This window comes from Terriglobus tenax (genome assembly GCF_025685395.1).
Lineage (GTDB): Bacteria > Acidobacteriota > Terriglobia > Terriglobales > Acidobacteriaceae > Terriglobus > Terriglobus tenax.
Map to the genome: position 1 here is coordinate 2959398 of NZ_JAGSYA010000004.1, position 16935 is coordinate 2976332.

Here is a 16935-nt window from a genome sequence, read left to right on the forward strand (position 1 = left end):
TACGTTTTGCGTTTAACGGGGGCCCCTGCATTACCCGGAACCTATGACGATCGGTTAGAGAATGCCAGCTATCTTATCTATTGGCAGTGATCCGGTATTGCTGAAAACCCGCGCCAGCCTGCTTCGCCAGACCGGCGCCGAAGTGGCTTCGGCTGAGCCTGCAAAGGCGGTCGGCGAACTGGCGCAGAAGCGCTATGACCTCGCCGTGCTGTGCCATTCCCTGCGACAGGAAGATGCAACCAGCATCGCTTCGGCGATCCGCGCGGCCTGCAACGGCTGCAAGATCCTGATGCTCAGCCGGGACCCGGTAGAAGGCGTCGTCGATGGCATGGAACGCTGCAGCGCCCATCGTCCGGAGCAGCTTTTACGCACGGTACGGCGTTTGACGCAGAGCTAGACCAGCTCCAGTCCCCACAGGTCATGCAGGTGCAGCACGCCTTCCAGTTGCCCCGTCTTGGAGAGAACAGCCAGCACGGTAATCTTCCGCTCTTCCATCACCGCCAGGGCTGACGAAGCCAGCTCGTCCGCAGCGATGGTCAGTGGGGCGGTATTCATCACCTCGCCCGCGGTCAGCGTCAGCGCCCGTGCCTGCTCGCGCTCGAGCAGGCGGCGCAGGTCACCGTCCGAGAGAATGCCCAGCAGACGCCCGTTTTCCACCACAGAGGTCATTCCCAGCCGCTTACGGCTCATCTCGTGGATCACCTCGGGCATCGGTGTCGACGGCGCAACCATCGGGATCGCCTCACCGGTGTGCATCAGTTGCGAAACCAGCCGCAGCCGCTTGCCCAGCTTGCCGCCGGGGTGGAGCTGCGCAAAGTCTTCCGCGCGGAAACCGCGCAAGCGGGAGACCTCAATCGCCAGCGCATCGCCCAGCGCCAGCATGACGGTAGTGGACGCCGTCGGGGCCAGGTTCAGCGTGCAGGCCTCTTCGGTTACGGAACAGTCCAGCACCACGTCGCTGGTCCTGGCGAGCGACGACTCCGGGCATCCGGTCATGGTGATTAGGGCATCGCCCAGCCGCTTCAAAAGCTCCAGCAGCCGTAGAATCTCCTCGGTTTCGCCCGAGTAGGAGAGTGCCAGCACCAGGTCGCCGCGGGTCAGCATGCCCAGGTCGCCGTGAATGGCCTCCGCTGGGTGCAGAAACTGGGCCGGGGTGCCGGTAGAGTTCAGGGTGGCGGCAATTTTCTGGGCGATCAGCCCGCTTTTGCCCATGCCGGTCACCACCACCCGCTGGCGGCTGGCGGCACATGCGGCAATGCGCTCCGCGGCGTTCTCAAAAGCCGCTGCCATGGCCCCGTCCAGGCGTCCGGCCAACTGCTGCAGTGCGGCGGCTTCAATGCGTACCAGATCAGCCGGTTTGATGCTCTTTGCTGTTTCCATCAGTCCAACCAGATGCTACACCGGCAGACGTGCAGCCGCGCCGCGCCGGATACACTGAAAGACAGGAGATTCGATCGTGAAGCGGAATCTGGCAGTAGTCGGTGTCGTTGTTCTGTTGGTGGCGGCGCTGGTCTGGGCAGGCGTGCAGAACCTGCGCGCACGCAGGGAAGCGGCGGAAAAGGCAAAGCAGATACCTGAGCTCGCCATGGTGAAGGACGGCGAAGCTATGCCCACGCCGACAGCAGGCGCTGACAGCTACGTCGGCGAGCTGGACCTTCGCGGCAAGCCCGCTCCCGGCTTCTCGCTCACTTCGCTGGAGGGCAAAAAAGTCTCGCTCAGTGACTACAAAGGCAAGCCCGTGCTGGTGAACTTCTGGGCTACCTGGTGTGCTCCCTGCAAACTGGAGATGCCCTGGTTCGAGGAGTTCCAGAAGAAGTATGCCGCGCAGGGATTCGTCATCCTCGGCGTCTCGGAAGATGATGACCAGCCGAAGGAGGCCATCGCCAAGGCCGCAACCAAACTGGGTGTGACCTACCCCATTCTTCTGGGCAATCCCAAGGCAGACAAGGCTTACGGCGACTTCTCGCTGCTGCCCATGAGCTTCTATATCGATGGCAAGGGCAATATCGTGGAGCAGGCCGCCGGGCTCGGAAGCAAGGACGGCATCGAAGCTAAAATCAAGAAGACGATTGCCGCTACAGGAGCACTTTAAGCATGAAGCGTTTGTTTGGATCGTTTGCCGTACTGATGCTGGCCGCCGGCCTTACCCTGGCGCAGATGGGCGGTGTTGCCCCCAAGGGCTATGTGACCTATGCTCCGGAGCCGGCCACCGTAGCTGCGAAGAAGCCTGCCGTGGTGGAGCTGCACTTTAAGGTGAACGACGGCTACCACATGAACTCGCACACGCCGAAGAGCGAGTTGCTGATCCCCACTGTGCTGAAGCTGGAGCCGGCCGCGGGCGTGAAGCTGGGTGCCATTGATTACCCGGCTGGGCACGAGTACAGCTTTTCGTTTGACCCGAAGGAAAAGCTCGACGTCTACTCAGGCCCGGTCACGATCAAGGTCCACGTGACCGCAGACCCTGGCACCTACACCGTGAAGGGCGTGCTGGGCTACCAGGCCTGCGACAACGCCGCCTGCTACCCGCCGAAGAAGCTGCCGGTGGAGATTGCGGTTACGGCGAAGTAAGGTTTGTGACGGCAAGTAAAAAGCCCGGCGATCGCCGGGCTTTTCTTATTTCTTCGTATTGGCGGCGGCCTTCTTCTGGCCGTCAATGAACCGCCGTACGCGGTCAATGCTTCTCGCCTTGCCGAAGACCACCAGCGACTCCAGCAGCGGTGGCGACTGCGTGCTTCCGGTCAGTACGGCGCGCAGCAGCATGAAGGCTTCCTTCACGCTCCACTCCTTGGCTGTCAGCAGGGCACGCAGAGCAGCATCGATGGCTTCCGTCGTCCAGTCCGCCGTCTCCAGTACGGTCAGCATTTCGACGGCAAAGGTCAGCGTCTCTTCCGGCGTGCGCTTCTTCGGAACCCATACCTCTACCGGCGGCACAATGTTGTCGGAGAAGAAGAAGCCCGTCAGGTCGCCCCACTGGCCCAGCGTCTCCAGCCGCGTCTGCACCAGCGGCGCAATGGCGCGGATGTAGCTGTCGGAGAGAATCGTCTGCTTCAACGCGGTGAAGAACTCTTCCTGCGGCAGGGCGCGCAGGTACTCGCCGTTCAGCCACTTCAGCTTCACCAGGTCAAAGACCGGTCCACCCAGGGAGATACGGTCGAACTGGAAACGTTCCACCATCTGCGCCAGGCTGAAGATATCGGCTTCCTTGGTGCTTCCGGCATTGGCTGCTTCAATCGGGTTCAGCACCGGCATACCGCCGCCCATCAGGCCCAGGAAGTTGATGACCGCCTGCGGCAGGAAGCCCGACTCGCGGTAATAGATCAGCGAAACCGGGTTCTTGCGCTTGGAGATCTTCGACTTGTCGATGTTCCTCAACAGCGGCATGTGCCAGAACTTCGGCATCTCCCAGCCAAAGCTCTTGTACAGCAGCACGTGCTTCGGTGTGGAGCTGATCCACTCCTCGGCGCGGATCACGTCGGTGATCTGCATCAGGTGGTCATCTACTACGTTGGCCAGGTGATAGGTGGGGAAGCCGTCGGACTTCATCAGCACCTGGTCATCCACGTTGTTGTGGTCGATGACGATCTCGCCGCGCAGCTCGTCGCGGAAGTTGGTGGAACCGCTCTCCGGCACTGCCATGCGGATGGTGAAGGGCTTGCCTTCCGCCAGGTTGGCGTTCACTGTTTCTTTCGGAAGATACTTGCAGGTGCGGTCGTACTTGGGCGGCTGCTTGGCGGCCATCTGCGCCTTGCGCTTGGCCTCCAGCTCCTCTGCCGTGCAGAAGCAACGATACGCCGTGCCGTTGTCCAGCAGCGTCTGCACGTTTTCGCGATAGATCTCCGTGCGCTCCGACTGGCGATAGGGGCCATGCGGTCCGCCCACATCGGGACCTTCATTCCAGTCCAGGCCAAGCCAGCGCAGGGCGTCAAAGATCATCTGCTCGGAGGTGGGAACGAAGCGGGTGCGGTCCGTGTCCTCAATGCGCAGGATGAACTGGCCACCGCGCTGACGGGCGAACAGGTAGTTCAGCAGGCCGATATAGGCCGTGCCGACGTGAGGATCGCCGGTGGGCGAGGGAGCAATACGGACGCGGGTAGGACGGGAACTTTCAGACATAACCAGTCTTCCATTCTAGCGGAGTGCCCGGTTGCCTCCGGTTAGGATGAAGACCGTTGCGTCTAAACGGCAGGTCTCATCTGAAGGAGAAGGATCCATGCGAGTAAGACCAGCTTTTTTGCTTGCGGCTGCTGCTGATGTGTTTTGTCTGCTTTCGGCAGGCCGGGGAGTGGCTCAACCAGTTCAGGATCGCGTTGTGCGGCTGGCGGAGCTCGAGATCGATCCCGCCCGCCTGGAGGAGTACAGGCTTCTCCTGCGTGAGGAGATTGAAGCGTCCATCCGCGTTGAGCCTGGGGTTTTAACGCTTTATGCCGTGTCCGTGAAGGGGCATCCGGACCAGATACGGCTCTTCGAGATGTACCGCGATCAGGCCGCGTATGAAGCGCACCTGCAAACGCCGCACTTCAGGAAGTACAAAACTCAAACGCAGAACATGGTGAAGTCGCTGAGGCTGGTTGAGACAGACCCCGTTCTGCTTGGAGCAAAGTAGAGAACGCGGGGTGTGCGCGCGAAACGCATACACCCCCGCATGGTTCCTACGTCAGATCATCCGCATCAAACGCGGGCTTGCGGCCCAGGGCGCGGGTGTCGTGGACCTCGATGCCGTCCACCAGGTCCTTCACGGCGGCGTCCACATCGTCTTCCACGGCGATGGCCAGCTTGCCGTCCGAGGTCTCAATGTCTTCCAGCAGAACAACCACCTGGGCCACGGCGACATTGTCCTGGTTCAGACCCTCGGGGGTCTTGGCCTTGATGCCGACGTCGCGGGGAGAGATCCCGAGCAGCTCGGCAACGCGCGCGCGCAGTTCCCCGGCAATGGGGACGACCTTGGGCTTGGCCATGATCAGCACCGTGTCAATGTTCACGATGCGGTAGCCCGCAGTGGCAACTTCCTCGAGAGCGGTACGCAGGAAAATATCCGAAGCTGCACCCTTCCAGCGCGGATCGCTCGGCGGGAAGAAAGTGCCAATATCTCCAGCGGAGACCGCGCCCAGCAGGGCGTCTGTGATGGCGTGGAGCAGGACATCGCCGTCCGAGTGGCCGGCAAGGCCCTCCGGATAGTCGATCGGCAGGCCGCCGATGATCAGGGGTACGCCGGGCTTAAAGGCGTGGGAGTCGAAACCGTAACCAATTCGCATGCAGACAACAGAATAAACTCACCGGGCAGACGCGTTATACTCGCAGTCCTGAATATGCGAGTCTTTATCATCCTTCCGGCGGCCGGGATCGGCACGCGCATGGCGGCAGCAGGCGCTGCTGCTCCGAAACAGTTTCTCGAACTGGGCGGGGAGCCCATTCTTATCCACAGCCTGAAGGCCTTTGCTGGCGTTCCGGCGGTCACCCAGATCCTGGTTGCCGTGCGCCCGCAGGAGATGGAACGCGTCCACCAGCAGATTGAAGCTGCAGGGCTCGGCAGCCGTATCCGTGTTGTGGAAGGCGGCGAGAACCGCCAGGGCTCGGTGGCTAACGCCCTGGCTGCGCTGGACTGTGCGGACGACGATATTGTGTTGGTGCACGACGCCGTCCGGCCATTGATCGACGGAGCCACCATCGAGCGCACCATCTCCGCTGTCCAGAAGCACGGTGCGGCGATTGTCGGCGTTCCGGCCATTGACACCATCAAGCAGGTGGAGCGCACCGCAGAGGGCGCGATTATCACCAGCACGATTCCGCGTGAGCGCATCGTGCTGGCGCAGACGCCGCAGGGCGCAACGGCGGGCCGCATGAAGAAGGCTTTTGCCGAGGCTGAGGCGGACGGCTTCGCCGGGACCGATGAAGCCAGCCTGCTGGAACGCGCCGGCATGGAAGTGGCTGTCGTCGCTGGCTCACCCCGCAACTTCAAGATCACCCAGCCGGGCGATTTGGAGCTGGCCGAGTTTTATCTGGAGCACTGAGAAGTGCTTTTCCCGCTACAGATACAGAAACATCTCCGTAGTCCCCACAAAGCCCATCTTCTCGTAGATGGGCTTTCCCATCTTGGAAGCGTGCAGCGACAGCAGGCGGCAATTGCGCTGTTTTGCTGCCTCAATGCTCAGTTCCACCAGCTTGCGGGCTAACCCGTGGCCGCGATAGGCCGGGTCCACGTAGACATTCAGCAGGTAAGGCCGCAGCGGCTCGGGGTCCAGGAAGTGCGGCGGCCACTGCATCCACCAGATGCCCGCACCGGCAATGGCTGTGCCCTCGCGTTCGATGATCCATCCGGTGTACTCGCCGGATTCAAGGCGCGGCTGCACCCAGGGCTCAAAGTTCCTGCGGACCTCCGCACGGACGGCTTCATCGCCCTGCTCGGAGTCGGCAAACATCTTCTGGCGGTGGGTAGCGATCAAGGCAGCGTCGGCGGTTGTGGCGGCTCGTGTTTCGAACATGTTCTGTTAATCATCTAGCAAGCGTGCCTGTCCGGACATATGCTTTTTGTGTTTCGTGTAGAGCATCCAGGTGGCCAATGATCGCGAAAAGTAAATTTGCTTCACCCCTGCTCCAGTTGTTTCTGATATGCGGATTTGCTTTTGCCGTGCCGAAGAAAGGTGCGATAACCGGGGTTGTCATGGATGAGTCGGGTGCGGTGATATCCCGCGCCAACGTGTTGATTCTCACCGCAGACACACACGAGGCGATTCGGAGGGAGCACACGACCGGGGATGGTGCCTTTCAGCTCGCCTTGCCGAAAGGGAAGTACCAGGTCCAGTTCTCTCGATCAGGCTTCATTCCATTGTTGCAGAACATCGTGGTGCAGAGTGGAAAGACGCTGACGGTATCGCCTGTGTTGCAGATGGAAGATCATGGCAGCGGGTCGCAGTTTCTGCCCTACTTTCTGCAAAAACTGCATGTCACCGACCCAACCGGAGCCGATATCCCAGGCGCCTCGATCCTTCTTCGTCAATACTCGACCGACAGGGGCACGGTCGGCTTCACAAATCAGCAGGGTGAAGCGGTATTGAACATCCCCGCGCTCGACTACCAGATTGAAGTCGCCGCACTTGCGTTCAGGACCGCCCACCTGAAAAAAGATCTGGAAGCGTCAGACGATCCACTCAGCGTCAAGCTGCCGGTCGGGGAGTGTTCTCCATGCGTTACGGTTCTGGATAGCGACGGGAACCCCATACGGCCAAAGCCGGTCGTGGTTTCGATGAACCTCTCTGGCATTGTGATCGATACAGACCTGCAGCCGCTTACCGGTGTTGCGGTGGAGGTGTATCGCTATGGGCGCAAGGCGCCGTTGACCAGAGCCGTGACAGATACCCATGGCGTTTATGCGCTCCATTTTGAGACGGAGGATAGCTATGAACTGCGTCTCCGCACGCCAGACTTTGAGCCTGTCGTCTGGAATAACCTGTTTGATCCAAAGGCGGAGCATTTGCCCACCGTCCAAATGCAAAAAGCTTCCTCGCCTGCCAGCCGCTAGGATAAGAGGGCAATGGCTTTGCCCGTACTTTCCTTGAACACCGGACTCTTTCACCCCGGCGCGCGTGTCTGCGCGGCCGTCTCCGGTGGTGCGGACTCTGTCGCCCTGCTGCTCTCGCTGGCAGAGAAAAAAACTGACCTCGGCATCGTGCTCAGCGCGGTACACGTGGAGCACGGCATCCGCGGGGAAGAAGGGAGATCCGATGCCGCCTTCGTTCAGGAACTCTGCGACCGGCTGCAGATTCCCGTCACCGTCGCGCACGTCGATGTCCCCACCCGAGCCGAGCAGGAGAAGGAGTCCGTGGAAGATGCCGCCCGCAAGCTCCGCTACCAGGTCTTCGCCGGGCTGGAGGTTGACTCTGTCGCCACCGCCCACACCCAGGATGACCAGGCTGAGACCGTCATCATGAAGCTGCTGCGTGGAGCATGGACCGAGGGGCTGGGGGCAATTTCTCCGGTAGTCGAAGGTGTGCCCCAGGGCACTCCAAAAATCATCCGCCCCATCCTGGGGGTCGCCCGCGCCGAGGTGGAGGCCTTTTTGAACGCCCGCAAGCAGCCGTGGCGGACGGATTCCACCAATCACTCGCTGGACCTGACCCGGAACCGCGTCCGGCACGAGTTGATGCCGCTGCTGCGCCAGTTCAACCCGCAGGCCGCCGCCACGCTGGCTCAGGTAGCCGAGCTGGCTCGCGCCGAGGAAGAGCACTGGGCGACGGAGATTACCCGCCTGCTGCCGGGGCTGGTGCTGCCCGGAACCCCTGTCCGGGGTGGCGGCCGCAGTTCCGAGACCGCTCCGGGGGCAAAATCCATCGCCATTGAGGTGGAGCGGCTTCGCCCGCTCTCTCTGGCCGCCAGAAGGAGGGTGCTGCGCTCGGCGGTGGCCGGATTGGGGTGCCGGCTGAGCTTTGTAGAGACCGCCCGCCTGCTGGCCATGTGCGGCCTGGCCGGGGACGGCTGGACGCCAGACCCGACCGTCTCCAGCAAACCGGGGGCGCAGCTTCACCTGCCCGGCGGCCTGCGGGCAAAAAGAACCGCCCGGGAGCTGCAGGTCTCCAAGGGATGAGCGCTACCCGGAAGTACGGTTACCGTCACGCTAAAGCCTTGTGCCGTAAATGGAAATTGCAGGAAACTTTCCCCGGAATGCTCCCGTCGAATCGGAAAGGCTGGGAGTAGAATCTAAGACACCAGCACGCACGTTCTCCCCCGGGCACCTTCCGCCCCTGGGGGACGTCTAAACCATTACAGGAGCGTTTCTTCAGGAAACGACTCTGCCTGGTTTAGCTTCCAAGGTGAAGCAGCCGGAAAGAGGAACCGGATTTGAATTCAACTGTAAAAACCGTCCTGATCTGGGTATTCATGATCACCTGCCTGGTTATTCTTTGGCAGTTCGTGGTCAAGGGCACGGGCATGGGGCACGATACAACCATCTCCCTGAGCCAGATGCTCAACGACTCTGAACAGGGCAAGATCTCTGACGTGACCATCAATGGCACGGAAGTGACCGGCCACTATCGCGACAACAAGGACCAGTTCCACACCACTATTCCGGCCAACTATCCGGATATGTACAAGTCGATGCGCGACCACGGTGTGGCCATCACGGTCAAGGACCAGCAGTCGAATGCCTGGCTGGGCCTTCTGATTCAGATCGCGCCCTTCGCGCTGATCATCAGCCTGTGGTTCTTCCTTCTGCGTCAGATGCAGTCCGGCGGCAACAAGGCCCTTAGCTTCGGCAAGAGCCGCGCCCGCCTGCTGAGCATGCAGCAGAAAAAGGTCACCTTCAAGGATGTCGCTGGTGTCGACGAAGCCAAGGAAGAGCTGAAGGAGATCATCGAGTTCCTCCGCGAGGCGCAGAAGTTCCAGCGCCTGGGCGGCCGCATTCCCAAGGGTGTGCTGCTCGTCGGACCTCCGGGAACCGGTAAGACCCTGCTTGCCCGTGCTGTGGCGGGTGAGGCCAACGTTCCGTTCTTCTCCATCTCCGGTTCGGACTTTGTTGAAATGTTCGTCGGCGTCGGCGCAAGCCGTGTCCGCGACCTGTTCGAGCAGGGCAAGAAGAACGCCCCCTGCATCATCTTCATTGACGAAATCGACGCTGTCGGACGTCACCGTGGCGCAGGCCTCGGCGGCGGGCACGATGAGCGTGAGCAGACCCTGAACCAGCTGCTGGTCGAGATGGATGGTTTTGAGTCCAACGACGGCGTGATCCTGGTTGCTGCCACCAACCGCCCTGACGTTCTCGATCCGGCGCTTCTGCGCCCCGGCCGTTTCGACCGCCGCGTGATCGTGGGCCGTCCGGACGTTCGTGGCCGCGAAGAGGTTCTCCGTGTGCACTCCAAGAAGGTGCCGCTGGCTGAAGACGTCGACCTGAACATTCTGGCTCGTGGAACACCGGGCTTCAGCGGTGCCGACCTGGCCAACATGGTCAATGAGGCTGCGCTGATCGCCGCTCGCAACAACCGCAAGGCCGTCCACATGTTCGACTTTGAGCATGCCAAGGACAAGGTCCTGATGGGCGCCGAGCGCAAGAGCATGCTGCTGACCGACGAAGAGAAGAAGGTTACGGCATACCACGAGGCTGGTCACGCTCTGGTTGCCGCCATGCGCGAGCATGCCGATCCTCTTCACAAGGTCACCATCATTCCGCGCGGCATGGCACTGGGCGTTACGATGCAACTGCCTGAGGAAGACAAGCACACCGTTACCAAGGACTACCTGGAGACGCAGCTTGCCATCCTGATGGGCGGACGCTGCGCCGAGGAGATCTTCCTCAAGAAGATGACCACCGGCGCCGGCAACGACATCGAGCGTGCTTCTGACCTGGCCCGCCGCATGGTGTGCGAGTACGGTATGAGCGGTCTTGGACCGATGACCTTCGGCAAGAAGGAAGAGCAGATCTTCCTCGGCCGCGAGATCGCCCAGCACCGCGACTTCTCCGACGACACGGCCAAGCAGATTGACGAGCAGGTTCGCTCGTTCGTCGACGCGGGCTACAAGGCAGCCTACTCGCTCCTGGAGAACAACCAGGACATCATGCATCGCATGAGCAAGGCCCTGCTGGAGCGCGAGACCATCGATGCGCACGAGATCAAGCTGATCATCGAGGGCAAGGAACTGCCCCCGGTAAAGTCTGCTCTCGCGCACGCCGACTCGAATACCGCGGACGCCCAGAAGATCATCAAGCCGGAGGGCGGTCGCGCCCCGGGCTTCGGTGATGGACACCCGAGCCCCGCATAATCAACTCACTCTGTTGTTTCACCAAAATGCCACCCTTCGGGGTGGCATTTTTCCTGTAGCGTGGTCGCATGTTGACGCATCCCCGCCTGTTACTGCACCTGGAGGGCATTGCTGCCCTCGCTGCCTCTCTCTATGGCTATCGCCATCTGCATGGCAGTTGGCTGTGGTTTGCTGTCCTGTTCCTGTTTCCGGACCTCGCCATGATCGCCTATGCAGCTGGCGCTCAGGCAGGAGCAGCGGCGTATAACCTTGTGCACAATGAAGGACTGCCGATCCTGCTGGCGCTTGTCAGCTTCCATCAGCGGCACCGGTCCACATTATTGTTTGCATTGATCTGGTTAGCGCACATTGGATTTGACCGCATGTTAGGTTACGGCCTGAAGTATCCAACGCATTTCAAAGACACCCATTTGCAACGGGTTTAAAGAATGCAAAAGGCCGGAGTGTGAGTCCGGCCTTTCTAGGCTTGTTACAGATTACTTGCGAAGGTTGAAGACAATGCCCAGCCGGGCCTGAAAGTTGTTCTGCCAGGTGCCGTTGTAATCAAACCGCTCGCCGGTCCAGGAAGCGGGGACAACCTGCAGGGCGAAGTTCGGGCTGATCTTCTTGTCGAAGCCGATGCCGGCGGAAACAACGGGGTTCCAGCTTGTGGGCGGGTGAGTGCCGCCCGCGTTGCGGCCATAAGTGGTGCGCACCTCGCCTGCCTCGCCATACACAAAAGGAGTGGCCTTCCAGTATGGATTGAAGGTGTAGCGCGGGCCGGCCGCCATCATGAATTTGTTTGCGCCCGGGTAGCTGTCCGAGGCGTAGGTATTCATGAAATCCGCCTGCAGCCCGAGGTGTTTCGTGAAGTTGAACTCAGGGGTTACGGCCCATCCGGCCAGGTTTTTATCGCCGTTGTTCGCGGTGCCCATCACGGGCTGCTGCTGGGTAAACTGCCGTGTGTAAACGCCGCTGAAGGTGACCGAGCCGATGATGGTGCCGTGCTTCAGCTGGTCTGGGTCCTGGGTGGTGGCTACTGTCTGCATCGCCATACGGGAAGAGCTTTCTGTGGCGGCTGCTGCGGTGGTGGAGTCTGAATCACTGGAAGCAGCGAACGCTGCCAGGGGAAGAGCGAAAAGTAAGGCAAGGGGGGTAAATCGATTCATCGGTACCTCTACTGCTACTGCGTTACAGGCCGCGGAATTGCAGCACTGTCTATGAACATCAGATGAATTATTCAGATCCCTCCGTTGCAGAAATACAGGGCTTGCAGCCCGAGAAAAATTCACAGAAACCGGGGAAAGGTTGCCTGCGCGGGGGGTACCGGAATTGATTCTGCGTACACTGATAAACAGCGATGAAGCGGTTTCTTTTTCTGTTTGCTCTTCTGCCAGTAACGGGCTGTGGCTACCACCGTGTGGGCCAGGCGACGCATATTCCCGCCGGTGTACGCACGCTGGCGGTGCCCATGTTCAAGAACCATACGCAGAGCTATCACACCGAGGTTGCGTTCACGCAGGCGGTGGTGCATGCGTTGAATAACCGCACGCGCTACGTGGTCACCTCGGACGAGAATCCCGGCAATAGCGACGCTTTGCTGACCGGCACTATCGTTTCGCAGACCATCGCTCCGCTGACCTATGACTCCACCAGCGGCCAGACCTCCAGCTACCTGATCACGATCGTGGCCAAGGTGACACTCACTGCGCCGGATGGCCGGGTGCTGTACAAGAACGACGGTTTCAGCTTTCGCGAACAATACCAGTCCACGCAGGACCTGAGCGCCTTCCTCCAGGAAGACAGTCCGGCCGTGCAGCGCCTGGCGCGCAACTTCGCGCAGTCTCTGGTCAGCGACATGCTTGAGAGCTTTTAGGCTGGTGTGTCAGTTTAGGGGAATTTGTCATCTCTCCGCTTCGCAGAACGACCTGCGTTCTACTCCGGTCGAGATGACATACGAAAAGCTCTCGTCCGACTGCGATGGAGATGGGACCTAAAACGACTGCAACAACAGGGAGTAGTACAGCACCGGAGCGGCAAACAGCAGGGCATCGATACGGTCCAGCACGCCGCCGTGCCCCGGCAGCAGGTTGCCGGAGTCTTTTACGCCTGCGCCGCGCTTAATGGCCGACTCCAGCAGGTCGCCAATCTGGGCCGCAACGTTGATCAGGGCCGCGAAGACCGGCACCGAGGTCAGCGGCAGGCCTACATCCAGAATCGACTGCCCGCGTGCCGCCAGCCACTGGCCCAGCCACGTGAGCAGCAGACCAAGAACCACGGAAGCAATGACTGAAGCGATGGAGCCCGACCAGGTCTTTCCCGGAGAGATCGACGGCGCCAGCTTCTTGCCGCCCATGGCGCGGCCAATGTACAGCGCGGCAATATCGCCGGACCAGACGCAGACAAACAGGAAGATCAGCAGGCCGGTGGACTGGGAACCGAGCAGGTACAGCAGCGAAAGCGGCCAGGCGATGTACAGCAGGCCGAAGGCTCCGGCGGCTGCGTCTTTCAGAACACGGGCCGTCGGCTCCGCAAACAAGGAAATGACGAAGAGCGAGAAGGCCAGCAGGGTAAGCACTGGCAACTGCAGGTTGGGCGTAAAGAAGGTCGCGGCAAAGAAGGCGGCAATGGCCACGCCGGTCCACCAATGGGGAATCTTCGCGCCCGACAGGTTGACCAGGCTGGTGTACTCAAACCCGGCCAGCAGAGCGACCAGGGCGCCAGCCAGAAGCAGGAGCCACGGATAGCGGTTGCCGAACCACAGCAGGGCTGCGACGGCAAGGATAAGGGCTGTGGCTGTAAGGATTCGCTGCATGGCTTGCTAATGGGAAGGTACAGGGTACGGGGGGCAGGGGGCAAGCAGGGGAAGATGGTTGAATAACTGGACCGTCGGAGGGTTGAACCAGAAAAGTCTCTATTATTCAACTGTTTAGCTATTCAATTCTTCCTATTTCACCAGTGCTTCCGCCTCGGCGGCAGTCCCCTGAAGGGCCTCTTCGTCGGTGGTAGAGTCCTTCAGGCCGCCATAGCGGCGCTCGCGGCCCTGGTAGGCGGCAATGGCCTCCAGAAGGTGGACTCCACGGAAGTCCGGCCACAGGCGAGGCGTGACGAAGATCTCCGAGTAGGCGATCTGCCACAGCAGAAAGTTTGAGATACGCATTTCGCCCGAAGTGCGGACCAGAAGGTCCGGATCCGGCATGTTGTGCGTGTACAGCCGTGGACCAATCGAGTTTTCGTTGATGGAGGCCAGGATCTCTTCCGGCGACTTTCCGGCGGCAATGGCCTCGCGCACGACGGCTCGGCAGCTATCCACAATCTCGGACCGCGAGCCGTAGTTCAGCGCCAGCGTCAGCGTGGTACCGGTGTTTTTGGCGGTCTGCTGCTGTGCCCACTGCATCGTCTCCTGCACTTCGGCGGGCAGTTCGTGCAGGCGGCCAATGTAGTTCATGCGGACGTTGTTGTCGTTCATCCGCTTCAGATTGCTGACCAGGTAGCTCTTCAGCAGCTTCATCAGGAAGTTGACCTCCGACTTGGGACGGCGGAGGTTGTTCTCGATGGAGAAGGCGTAAAGCGTCAGCCAGGGCAGGTTGATGCGCGTGGCTGTTTCCACGGCAAACTGTACGGATTCGGCGCCCTGTTTGTGGCCAAAGAAACGCTTCAGAAGGCGTTTGCCGGCCCAGCGACCGTTACCGTCCATGATGATGGCAACGTGCTCCGGAATGCGAGCAGGATCCAGCGTGCGGTAAACCGCCAACTCTTCGGGCGAGAGTTCATGCACACGGCTGGGCTGAGTAAGGGGCAAAACAGGTCACCTCGTCATCTTCGACCGTAGCACGCCGGACGGCTCGTCGCAATTGACGCCGGGTTACAGCGTAATCAGAACGGCAGCAGCGACGGCGATAGCGAAGCCAAGATTCTGCCTGACCGTCGTACGTTCTTTCAAGATGCGGCTGGCCAGAATAATGGTGGAGGCGGGATAAAGCGATCCCAGCACAGCGGCGACATCCAGCCGGCCATGCTGCGTGGCGGCAATATAGAACAGGTTGCCGGAGGTATCGACCACGCATCCGCCCAGGATCCAGTAGACCGACCTGCGGGTCAGTGCGTGCTCGCTGGCCGGCTCACCCCGGCGGCTTGCAGCAGAAAGAATCGCCAGTGTGATGGCGCAGGTCGCCAGCGATCCGATACGGGTAGTGGCCATGGGCAGCAGAACACCGGTGCTGCCTTCTCCCGCATACTTGATGGCCGTAAAAAAGATGCCGAAGCCAAGGCCGGAGGCCAGCGCCAGCCACGTGGTGCGCTTCGCGTGGGCATGAGCCGCTTCCGCCAGTTCATGCTCGCCCTCTGTGCCTGCAATCAACCAGATAGCCAGCGCCGCGATGGCGAAGCCAAGGTACCGCCGCCATCCGGAAGAGCCCTCGGTAAAGGCGGAGATAATCGCCGGCAGCGCCGCCGCCAGCAGACCGCTGATAGCGGCTGCTGCGCCCATGGCTCCACTGGACAGCGAGACGTAGAAGATGGCCAGCGCCAGGCCGTTGGCCACGCCCGCCACCATGCCCCATAGGATGGCCGTGGTGCTGGGGATGGGATCGCCCAGCGCCCAGGCGATCAGGCAGACCGCCGTCATGGAGATGGTGTGCGACAGCAACACAACCCGCAGCGCGGCAGGAACGGTGCCGCCGGAGTGCTTGCTGGCCATACCGCCGCAGAAGTCCCCGCCACCCCAGAAGATGGCAGCCAGAAGGCCAAGCACGGCATTGGATTGAAGAAGGGCGTTCATTGAAGGTGGTCGTGCTCAGTTCTCTGTTCCAGAAGAAACAGATGCGAAAGAAAACAGTACGGTGCGGCGGAATTAAACGCAAAGGCCCTGTTCCCGGCTCTCATCAGCATCCTGAGAGCCGGAGAACAGGGCGCTGCAACTAGCGGGTGCGCGGTGTCGAAACAGCGTCGTGCGCGCTGGGGATATAGCCTTCCTTGGCCTGAATATTCAGGTTTGGACGAAGCACACGCACATCGATGGTGCGGTACTTGCCGTCAATGAAAGGCTGGCTGCTGTAATAGCCGACCGTGTACTGGGCGCGCATGGTGCGGCCAATCTCGGCAAAGCTGTCTTCAATGGCACGCTGACGCCACTCCGAGTAGAGGGTTCCACCGGTTGTGTTGGTGTATTTCGGCAGAATGTTGTCCTGCATCATGAAGGGCAGGTGGAACTTGTCCACCCAGCCAAGTCCCCAGGCGGCTGAGTCGCCCACCAGGGTTCCCCAGACCGAGATCTGGTTGGCCTGCAGGTAACGGCGAACCTCGGCAAACTTGGCGTGCGAACCGTATTCCTTGCCGTCCGAGATGACGTAGATGACGCGGCGGCGGCCCTTGGGACGCGTCGCCAGTTCCTGGGCGGCGGCAAAGATCGCGTCGTTCAGGGTGTGCTGTTCCTTCGGAATCGTCAGCGTCATGCTGTTCTGGTTCCGGACAGGCGCGGTATTGGGGTCGAACTGGCGGCCGTTGATGGTCGTGGTCTGCGACAGCGGGCCGGTGTTGTCGTACAGGGTGACCTCGCGGCCCTTGGACTTGCTGCGCTCCAGGATCGCGGGCAGACGGGCGGACTGCGAGCCGGTGAAGTCCGTCTGCTTCTTCGGTCCGTTGTTGTAAGTGAAGACGGCGACTTCGTCCTGCGGCGTAAACGCCCCGGGCATGGCCGTCAGCGAATCATTCACCTTCGACATCACGTTGAAGGGCAGGCTCTGGTCAATAACCAGAGCGATGGAGAGCGGGAACGGATCGACCGTGAAGAAGCGGGGTTGCTGCCGCACGCCGTTCTCATACACGCGCACATCGCGCCAGGTCAGTCCATAGACCAGCTGTCCCTTGTTGTCCTTCACCGTGAAGGGAACTTCGACGAAGTTAACGCGCTGGCGGATAACATACGCCGGAGCTTCACCGGAGGCAGGCAGATCAGGCTCGGGGCCAGGATCGTCCTGCGGAGCGGCGGGCTTTGCCGCCTGGGGAATCTGATTGCCGCTCGCCGGCTTCGGAGCTTCGGGTACGGCGCCCTTGCCGGGAGCCACGCCATCAAAAATAGAAGTGGGTGCGGATGAAGGGGCATCCGGGATGGCCTGCTGCTGTGCCGTTTGCTGCGTCGACTGCTGCCCGGCCAGGGCAACCGCCATGACACCTGCCATAAGTCCCAGTTTCACTTGATCTTGCCTC

At 60.9% G+C, this 16935-nt stretch carries 19 protein-coding genes; 10 read left to right on the plus strand and 9 right to left on the minus strand.

Features of this window, described 5'->3' with window-relative positions:
• Positions 1-61: 61 nt before the first annotated feature.
• Positions 62-397: a DNA-binding transcriptional response regulator gene (locus OHL13_RS18215; RefSeq protein WP_263411542.1), complete on the plus strand. Its 336-nt coding sequence runs from the start codon at positions 62-64 to the stop codon at positions 395-397.
• Here OHL13_RS18215 and OHL13_RS18220 read toward each other — a convergent pair.
• Positions 394-1380, minus strand: a complete 987-nt coding sequence (locus OHL13_RS18220) for a KpsF/GutQ family sugar-phosphate isomerase (protein ID WP_263411543.1) — start codon at positions 1378-1380, stop codon at positions 394-396. The genes OHL13_RS18215 and OHL13_RS18220 overlap by 4 nt on opposite strands.
• Before the next feature lie 76 nt (positions 1381-1456).
• On the opposite strand from OHL13_RS18220, the gene OHL13_RS18225 reads away from it, so the two are divergent.
• Both OHL13_RS18225 and OHL13_RS18230 read left to right on the plus strand, forming a co-directional pair.
• Positions 1457-2092: a TlpA disulfide reductase family protein gene (locus OHL13_RS18225; RefSeq protein WP_263411544.1), complete on the plus strand. Its 636-nt coding sequence runs from the start codon at positions 1457-1459 to the stop codon at positions 2090-2092.
• A 2-nt stretch (positions 2093-2094) separates the two neighbouring features.
• A complete protein-coding gene (locus tag OHL13_RS18230) occupies positions 2095-2568 on the plus strand; it encodes a protein-disulfide reductase DsbD N-terminal domain-containing protein (RefSeq protein ID WP_263411545.1) in 474 nt (157 codons plus the stop codon).
• A gap of 45 nt (positions 2569-2613) precedes the next feature.
• On the opposite strand, the gene gltX is transcribed toward OHL13_RS18230, so the two are convergent.
• Positions 2614-4113 (minus strand): glutamate--tRNA ligase, encoded by a 1500-nt coding sequence (gene gltX, locus OHL13_RS18235; protein WP_263411546.1) that lies wholly within the window; start codon positions 4111-4113, stop codon positions 2614-2616.
• A gap of 169 nt (positions 4114-4282) precedes the next feature.
• On the opposite strand from gltX, the gene OHL13_RS18240 reads away from it, so the two are divergent.
• Positions 4283-4603, plus strand: coding sequence for a putative quinol monooxygenase (locus tag OHL13_RS18240; protein WP_263411547.1), 321 nt, complete (start codon positions 4283-4285; stop codon positions 4601-4603).
• Between the two features lie 46 nt (positions 4604-4649).
• Here OHL13_RS18240 and ispF read toward each other — a convergent pair whose 3' ends face one another.
• Complete coding sequence (ispF, locus tag OHL13_RS18245; RefSeq protein WP_263411548.1) at positions 4650-5252, minus strand: 2-C-methyl-D-erythritol 2,4-cyclodiphosphate synthase; 603 nt, start codon at positions 5250-5252, stop codon at positions 4650-4652.
• A gap of 54 nt (positions 5253-5306) precedes the next feature.
• Here ispF and ispD point away from each other — a divergent pair, with 54 nt between their 5' ends.
• Positions 5307-6008: a 2-C-methyl-D-erythritol 4-phosphate cytidylyltransferase gene (gene ispD / locus OHL13_RS18250; protein ID WP_263411549.1), complete on the plus strand. Its 702-nt coding sequence runs from the start codon at positions 5307-5309 to the stop codon at positions 6006-6008.
• Between the two features lie 15 nt (positions 6009-6023).
• Here ispD and OHL13_RS18255 read toward each other — a convergent pair whose 3' ends face one another.
• Positions 6024-6479 carry a GNAT family N-acetyltransferase gene (locus OHL13_RS18255; protein ID WP_263411550.1) on the minus strand — a complete coding sequence of 152 codons (456 nt, stop codon included), beginning with the start codon at positions 6477-6479 and terminating at the stop codon, positions 6024-6026.
• A gap of 23 nt (positions 6480-6502) precedes the next feature.
• Between OHL13_RS18255 and OHL13_RS18260 the strand changes: the two genes are divergently transcribed.
• From OHL13_RS18260 to OHL13_RS18275, 4 genes are all read left to right on the plus strand, one after another.
• Complete coding sequence (locus OHL13_RS18260) at positions 6503-7516, plus strand: carboxypeptidase-like regulatory domain-containing protein (RefSeq protein ID WP_263411551.1); 1014 nt, start codon at positions 6503-6505, stop codon at positions 7514-7516.
• 12 nt (positions 7517-7528) lie between these two features.
• Positions 7529-8578 carry a tRNA lysidine(34) synthetase TilS gene (gene tilS / locus OHL13_RS18265; RefSeq protein WP_263411552.1) on the plus strand — a complete coding sequence of 350 codons (1050 nt, stop codon included), beginning with the start codon at positions 7529-7531 and terminating at the stop codon, positions 8576-8578.
• Positions 8579-8832: 254 nt separating this feature from the next.
• Positions 8833-10749: an ATP-dependent zinc metalloprotease FtsH gene (ftsH, locus tag OHL13_RS18270; RefSeq protein ID WP_263411553.1), complete on the plus strand. Its 1917-nt coding sequence runs from the start codon at positions 8833-8835 to the stop codon at positions 10747-10749.
• A gap of 68 nt (positions 10750-10817) precedes the next feature.
• The gene (locus OHL13_RS18275) at positions 10818-11174 is read left to right on the plus strand and encodes a DUF4260 domain-containing protein (RefSeq protein WP_263411554.1); all 357 of its coding nucleotides are present in this window, start codon (positions 10818-10820) and stop codon (positions 11172-11174) included.
• 51 nt (positions 11175-11225) lie between these two features.
• Here OHL13_RS18275 and OHL13_RS18280 read toward each other — a convergent pair whose 3' ends face one another.
• Positions 11226-11897, minus strand: coding sequence for a hypothetical protein (locus OHL13_RS18280; RefSeq protein WP_263411555.1), 672 nt, complete (start codon positions 11895-11897; stop codon positions 11226-11228).
• A gap of 191 nt (positions 11898-12088) precedes the next feature.
• Between OHL13_RS18280 and lptE the strand changes: the two genes are divergently transcribed.
• Entirely contained in the window at positions 12089-12604 is a 516-nt protein-coding gene (gene lptE, locus OHL13_RS18285) for an LPS assembly lipoprotein LptE (RefSeq protein WP_263411556.1), read from the plus strand.
• A gap of 117 nt (positions 12605-12721) precedes the next feature.
• On the opposite strand, the gene OHL13_RS18290 is transcribed toward lptE, so the two are convergent.
• The 4 genes from OHL13_RS18290 to OHL13_RS18305 all read right to left on the minus strand — a co-directional run bounded on the left by OHL13_RS18290 (position 12722) and on the right by OHL13_RS18305 (position 16922).
• The gene (locus tag OHL13_RS18290) at positions 12722-13543 is read right to left on the minus strand and encodes a phosphatidate cytidylyltransferase (RefSeq protein WP_263411557.1); all 822 of its coding nucleotides are present in this window, start codon (positions 13541-13543) and stop codon (positions 12722-12724) included.
• Positions 13544-13675: 132 nt separating this feature from the next.
• Positions 13676-14530 (minus strand): isoprenyl transferase, encoded by an 855-nt coding sequence (locus OHL13_RS18295; protein ID WP_263411558.1) that lies wholly within the window; start codon positions 14528-14530, stop codon positions 13676-13678.
• 63 nt (positions 14531-14593) lie between these two features.
• A complete protein-coding gene (locus tag OHL13_RS18300) occupies positions 14594-15508 on the minus strand; it encodes an EamA family transporter (protein ID WP_263411559.1) in 915 nt (304 codons plus the stop codon).
• Between the two features lie 139 nt (positions 15509-15647).
• Positions 15648-16922: a VWA domain-containing protein gene (locus OHL13_RS18305; RefSeq protein ID WP_263411560.1), complete on the minus strand. Its 1275-nt coding sequence runs from the start codon at positions 16920-16922 to the stop codon at positions 15648-15650.
• Positions 16923-16935: the final 13 nt, after the last annotated feature.

Coding starts and splice junctions, on each gene's coding strand:
- OHL13_RS18215 (WP_263411542.1), top strand. CDS start 62: ATGCCAGCTATCTTATCTATTGGCAGTGATCCGGTATTGCTGAAAACC.
- OHL13_RS18220 (WP_263411543.1), bottom strand. CDS start 1,380: ATGGAAACAGCAAAGAGCATCAAACCGGCTGATCTGGTACGCATTGAA.
- OHL13_RS18230 (WP_263411545.1), top strand. CDS start 2,095: ATGAAGCGTTTGTTTGGATCGTTTGCCGTACTGATGCTGGCCGCCGGC.
- gltX (WP_263411546.1), bottom strand. CDS start 4,113: ATGTCTGAAAGTTCCCGTCCTACCCGCGTCCGTATTGCTCCCTCGCCC.
- ispF (WP_263411548.1), bottom strand. CDS start 5,252: ATGCGAATTGGTTACGGTTTCGACTCCCACGCCTTTAAGCCCGGCGTA.
- ispD (WP_263411549.1), top strand. CDS start 5,307: ATGCGAGTCTTTATCATCCTTCCGGCGGCCGGGATCGGCACGCGCATG.
- OHL13_RS18255 (WP_263411550.1), bottom strand. CDS start 6,479: ATGTTCGAAACACGAGCCGCCACAACCGCCGACGCTGCCTTGATCGCT.
- tilS (WP_263411552.1), top strand. CDS start 7,529: ATGGCTTTGCCCGTACTTTCCTTGAACACCGGACTCTTTCACCCCGGC.
- OHL13_RS18275 (WP_263411554.1), top strand. CDS start 10,818: ATGTTGACGCATCCCCGCCTGTTACTGCACCTGGAGGGCATTGCTGCC.
- OHL13_RS18280 (WP_263411555.1), bottom strand. CDS start 11,897: ATGAATCGATTTACCCCCCTTGCCTTACTTTTCGCTCTTCCCCTGGCA.
- lptE (WP_263411556.1), top strand. CDS start 12,089: ATGAAGCGGTTTCTTTTTCTGTTTGCTCTTCTGCCAGTAACGGGCTGT.
- OHL13_RS18290 (WP_263411557.1), bottom strand. CDS start 13,543: ATGCAGCGAATCCTTACAGCCACAGCCCTTATCCTTGCCGTCGCAGCC.
- OHL13_RS18300 (WP_263411559.1), bottom strand. CDS start 15,508: ATGAACGCCCTTCTTCAATCCAATGCCGTGCTTGGCCTTCTGGCTGCC.